General features: G+C 55.3%; 7 protein-coding genes. 5 read left to right on the top strand and 2 right to left on the bottom strand.

Going from position 1 to position 3,456, the window contains the following annotated elements; genetic code table 11:
- The first annotated feature begins 302 nt into the window (after positions 1 to 302).
- On the top strand, positions 303 to 569 hold the full coding sequence (locus ABJM11_RS19370; RefSeq protein WP_348295680.1) for an MbcA/ParS/Xre antitoxin family protein: 267 nt from the start codon (positions 303 to 305) through the stop codon (positions 567 to 569).
- Positions 570 to 587: 18 nt separating this feature from the next.
- Here ABJM11_RS19370 and ABJM11_RS22560 read toward each other — a convergent pair whose 3' ends face one another.
- Both ABJM11_RS22560 and ABJM11_RS19365 read right to left on the bottom strand, forming a co-directional pair.
- Positions 588 to 776 carry an antitoxin Xre/MbcA/ParS toxin-binding domain-containing protein gene (locus ABJM11_RS22560; RefSeq protein WP_407070021.1) on the bottom strand — a complete coding sequence of 63 codons (189 nt, stop codon included), beginning with the start codon at positions 774 to 776 and terminating at the stop codon, positions 588 to 590.
- Positions 776 to 1,075 (bottom strand): HigA family addiction module antitoxin, encoded by a 300-nt coding sequence (locus ABJM11_RS19365; RefSeq protein ID WP_348295681.1) that lies wholly within the window; start codon positions 1,073 to 1,075, stop codon positions 776 to 778. Before ABJM11_RS19365 ends, ABJM11_RS22560 begins: the two co-directional genes overlap by 1 nt.
- A 131-nt stretch (positions 1,076 to 1,206) precedes the next feature.
- On the opposite strand from ABJM11_RS19365, the gene ABJM11_RS19360 reads away from it, so the two are divergent.
- The 4 genes from ABJM11_RS19360 to ABJM11_RS19345 all read left to right on the top strand — a co-directional run bounded on the left by ABJM11_RS19360 (position 1,207) and on the right by ABJM11_RS19345 (position 3,106).
- Entirely contained in the window at positions 1,207 to 1,446 is a 240-nt protein-coding gene (locus tag ABJM11_RS19360; protein ID WP_348295682.1) for a hypothetical protein, read from the top strand.
- Positions 1,446 to 1,823 (top strand): antitoxin Xre-like helix-turn-helix domain-containing protein, encoded by a 378-nt coding sequence (locus ABJM11_RS19355; protein ID WP_348295683.1) that lies wholly within the window; start codon positions 1,446 to 1,448, stop codon positions 1,821 to 1,823. The genes ABJM11_RS19360 and ABJM11_RS19355 overlap by 1 nt, the downstream gene beginning before the upstream one ends.
- A 92-nt stretch (positions 1,824 to 1,915) precedes the next feature.
- A complete protein-coding gene (locus ABJM11_RS19350) occupies positions 1,916 to 2,713 on the top strand; it encodes a metallophosphoesterase (protein WP_348295684.1) in 798 nt (265 codons plus the stop codon).
- A 27-nt stretch (positions 2,714 to 2,740) separates the two neighbouring features.
- On the top strand, positions 2,741 to 3,106 hold the full coding sequence (locus tag ABJM11_RS19345) for a metallophosphoesterase (RefSeq protein WP_348295685.1): 366 nt from the start codon (positions 2,741 to 2,743) through the stop codon (positions 3,104 to 3,106).
- Positions 3,107 to 3,456: the final 350 nt, after the last annotated feature.

Raw genomic sequence — 3,456 nt, 5'->3', positions numbered from 1 at the left:
ATCAAACGATAACCTAGATATCGTCTAGTTGCTCAGGGGTTCTACCGCGTTACTGCGGACATTCCTAAAAAGAAGCTGAATTTCTTCAAGGGAAAGTGTAGGTCTATCCGCCTGAATGTCCGCTTTGCGACCTCAGCGTGCTTTGTTTCCGAATAGCGGGTTGGGTGGAGACGAGTCAAACATGGCGTAAATCGACTGCCAAATTATGGTGAGCCGACCATTATGGCGCGGCGAATATTGGACTGGCGAAAGACTGATCGAGGTATACTTTCCTATGTCCGAGCCCAACTAGGCGCTTAGCTATGACAACAGGAGAAATTGAAAACTGGAAAGACTGGCTGGCTGGGTCGCTTGTCGACGCGGAGCCCGAAGCTGTTGCCAGGCTTCTAAAGATCTGCGCTTCAGCTGAAGGCCTCTTCCATGGCGATCGTCAGGCTGCACGACGATGGCTTCAAAATCCTGCCTACGTTTTTAAAGAAGAGAGCCCGCTTGAGCGAGCGATGACAGAAGAGGGGGCGCGTGATGTCGAAACGCTGATCGGCCGACTTAGACACGGTATTCCGACGTAATGCCTCAAGCTCTCGAAATCACGAATAGTCGCCGTACTTCAGCTTCTCGATATAGCTTTCCAGAACCTCACATCCGGTGGGCGTCCCCATCAATGTTTTTGGTGACGCGCCTGCTAAAGCTGGTACCGGTGTTTCCACCCAGCGGCTGATAAGTTGCTCATCACCATCGAAAAGCTCTTTTAAAACGTCTTCGAGAGAGGGCCCAATTAGGCCGTGTAGGGTTCAACCTCCCAGGCCACTTTATCTGCATTGCTGATCTGAGCCTGACGGAGCGCATACTCCGTTTGCAGGTTCAACCATAACCGCTCGCTGGTGCCAAAGTAGCGAGCCCGCCGCATCGCCGTGTCGGCCGTAATGCCTCGGTTTTCTCTGACAATTTCATACATCCGATTTTTTGGGACGTGGAGGGCTTTAGAGAGTGCGTTCACGCTCATTCCCAGCGGTTTCAGATAATCTTCACGGAGAATCTCGCCAGGGTGTGTGGGGCCCATGCCGTTGCGAGTCATATCACGCTTTCCTTAATGGCAGTCAACACGGTCAAATTTGACCACCTTTTTGGTTTGAGTGGTAGGGAATGCGGAGTCGGTCAGCTTTTCAGGGTTGGTATACACTGGTAGGAAATACGGAGCACACCACCATGACAACCAAGCGCCCAACCGAAAAAGAACTTTTGGACGGCCTCGATGCCCACACGGCCCATGCCGATGAGCTGGCTGAGCCCTTGCCCCAGGAGCTTACACCTCTGGAACGCCTCAAAGGCTCGGTCAAACGCTATGACCGGCCGACCGATCCGGTTTGGGACGAGTATTTCGACTCTGAAGGTGCCAGTGACGACTTTATGGAGGATCGAGAGCAGCCCAAGAATGGACGAACATAATGGCCCTCGATGACGAAAAAGCCAAAGGGCATTTGGCTCTCAAAGGATTCTTTGGTATCTGCCGTGAGTGGGGCTGCACCCAGGAAGAAATGATCCAGATGCTCGGCGGTGTGTCCCAGAGCACGCTGACCAAGTATCAGAAGTTGCCACACGTAAAGCTCTCCCGGGATACCCTGGAGCGCATCAGCTACATCCTGGGCATCTACAAATCCTTGAGAGCCATGTATCCAACGGACGAACGCGCCAATCGCCGGGTTCGACTGGAAACCAGTGAGCCTCCTTTTCTTGGAGCGTCAACCTTGGACTTTATGGCGCGAGGCTCCTTGAAGCACCTCGCGGAAACTCGACGCTACTTTGATGCAAAGCGGACGGGGTAACCAGCGCCGTAGACTAAGATTTTGGGCGGTCAATTTGGCCACCTTTTTTGTTTGAGTGGTATGAAATACGGAGCCAGCTCAAGAGGCCTTCCATGCCAAGAATCACTCGGATCGATCCGGAACCCTTTTTCACCTTGCCGCATCGAACCAGCGGCCCTGCCGGTGTGCCTCTGCATAATCGCCTGCCGTTTTATCGGGCCTATGCCACCGGCTTGCCAGGTCATGTGAAGGGGATTGTGCTGACTTCCGATCTCCAGGGGCGAGAAGCCGGCGGTCAGAATCGACTGCTCGGGGCTCCTGTGGCCGAAGCCCTTGTCGCGCTGTCTCGGGATGGTGTCATTCCGGCTCCCGACGCGGTTTTTCTATGTGGCGACCTGTACGACTACCCCGACTGCCACAAACGGGGCGGCACTGGGCCTGTGGATGAGGTGTTCCTGGCGTTTTCCGCGATGGCGCCGGAGGTGGTTGGCGTTCTGGGGAATCATGATCAGGTGGCGTATCCTGGGGCGCTTCCAGACAACACCAACCTTCTGGATGGCGGGGTGGTTACGGTGCTAGGCAACCTGAAAGTCGGGGGCGTCAGCGGTATCGTGGGCAATCCGAATCGTAACCAACGGCGAACCGAGGACGATTTTCTGGCCGTACTGGAATCGGTGACCGATCAAACCCAGGATATCCTGCTGCTCCATCAAGGCCCAACCGACCCGGAACGCGCGGATCGTCGGGGTGATCCCGGAGTGGCACTGTCGCTCGAAACGGGATTTCAGGGGCTCACCGTGTTCGGCCATACTCGATGGGACTGGCCCTGGCTGATTCCGCTGGGTGATGGTCAGGCTTTGAATGTCGATGGGCGAGTCGTGGTGGTTCTGCCGGAGGTTGACGGTGAGTGAGCCATTAAGCGGGGGAGATACAGTTCGATGAGCATTCGACTGACTCCGCATCGTTTTTTTGCTGCCAATCCGGTCGGAGTGGATTGGGTTTGTGGTGACCTGCATGGCGAGTTCGAAGCCCTGCAAGCCGCGTTATCGGATGCTGGGTTCAACAAAGCGGCTGATCGCCTGTTTCTATTGGGAGACACCATTGATCGCGGCCCAGAATCCAAGGCCCTTCTGGAGTGGGTTCTGGCTACAGACTGGGTATACAGCGTGATTGGCAACCACGAGTTGATGTTTATCGCGGGTGCTGAAGATAACCTCAACCGATACAAGCACCGGGGGATAGGCGGTGACTGGGCCGCAAGCCTGGATGAGACATCCTATAAGAGGGTTGGCAGACAAACGTGAAAAATAGCCGAAAAACACTCCCAACCTATTGAACTACCGGTTTTTGGTCACCCAACCTCGAGTTCATGCCATTCTGGCCGATAAAAGGAACTTGGCCTTGTTGTCGGCCCCGCAGACTCTACTCGACTGGGGCCTGACCTTAGCGGATGCGGATTGCCTGGAAGACGCCGTGCCGAAGCCCCGGTGGGTGTCGAGTGAAGATGCTACGGTGTTAACGGCGGCCTAAAACCGCGCTTATTTGGCGGAACATAACTGAGTCAACGCGCGACAACCCCATGGCTAAAATTATCCGCATGCCCGTAGGAGCCTCCAGGAGCTTCCCTCGCGCGCTCGGGACTCCTCCTGGACCC

Source organism: Marinobacter sp., from assembly GCF_039977835.1.
Classification (GTDB): Bacteria; Pseudomonadota; Gammaproteobacteria; order Pseudomonadales; family Oleiphilaceae; genus Marinobacter.
The sequence above is the reverse complement of the archived record's forward strand: the minus strand, read 5'-3'. Positions and strand labels throughout refer to the sequence as shown.

What these genes read in the sequence shown, in the direction of transcription:
- ABJM11_RS19370 (WP_348295680.1), top strand. Translation starts at nt 303, where the DNA reads ATGACAACAGGAGAAATTGAAAACTGGAAAGACTGGCTGGCTGGGTCG.
- ABJM11_RS19365 (WP_348295681.1), bottom strand. Translation starts at nt 1,075, where the DNA reads ATGACTCGCAACGGCATGGGCCCCACACACCCTGGCGAGATTCTCCGT.
- ABJM11_RS19360 (WP_348295682.1), top strand. Translation starts at nt 1,207, where the DNA reads ATGACAACCAAGCGCCCAACCGAAAAAGAACTTTTGGACGGCCTCGAT.
- ABJM11_RS19355 (WP_348295683.1), top strand. Translation starts at nt 1,446, where the DNA reads ATGGCCCTCGATGACGAAAAAGCCAAAGGGCATTTGGCTCTCAAAGGA.
- ABJM11_RS19350 (WP_348295684.1), top strand. Translation starts at nt 1,916, where the DNA reads ATGCCAAGAATCACTCGGATCGATCCGGAACCCTTTTTCACCTTGCCG.
- ABJM11_RS19345 (WP_348295685.1), top strand. Translation starts at nt 2,741, where the DNA reads ATGAGCATTCGACTGACTCCGCATCGTTTTTTTGCTGCCAATCCGGTC.